This window comes from Methanocalculus natronophilus, assembly GCF_038751955.1.
Classification (GTDB): Archaea; Halobacteriota; Methanomicrobia; order Methanomicrobiales; family Methanocorpusculaceae; genus Methanocalculus; species Methanocalculus natronophilus.
Window position 1 is genome coordinate 1 of sequence record NZ_JBCEXH010000098.1, and the last position, 587, is coordinate 587.

The following is a 587-nucleotide window of genomic DNA, read 5'->3' on the forward strand; positions in this document are numbered from 1 at the left end:
TGGCCAAACAAAGTTTAGAATTAGGCCCAATAGGAAACGTTGTTAAAATTGATGAATTATTGGCAGAAGAGATTTTTAAAACGGCAAAATAAAAGAGGGTTTTATGAACACAAACTACACCTTTATTCACGCAGAGAAATCACTTAAACCTTACATTCAAATCTTTGAAGGATTTTTTCCTGCTTCAAAGGTTACATACTTTAATCATAAAACGTGTTTAATCACTTACCCTCTCATAGAAGAAGGCGAAAGTCCTGAACATTTATATGAATTATTACTCAGTGATTTAAACATGCGTTTTTCAGTTGTCAATATCCCACAAGTCGCAGTACACTTATTATCTAATGATTTCTTTAAGAAACATATCACAAATGTTTCTTTTAAGTATTATGATTATGAGACCTTTTTATTAAGCGTGATTAAACAAAGGAAAGAAGAGCAAGCCTTAGTTAAAAAAGCTTTCGCGAGCACGCTTAATCAATCCCATATTCAAAACGCTTTAGCATTCGCGTTTTCAAACATGAATGTAAGCATAGCGGCGAAAAACCAATACGTTCATAGAAACACGCTTTTATACCGTATTGAGT

Annotated in this window: 1 protein-coding gene; it reads left to right on the top strand. The window is 32.9% G+C overall.

All coding sequences use genetic code 11. The features are described from left to right. Nucleotides 1-103 precede the first annotated feature (103 nt). Nucleotides 104-587 (top strand): hypothetical protein (locus ABCO64_RS10665; RefSeq protein WP_343089460.1); only part of this gene is annotated, 484 nt, incomplete at its 3' end.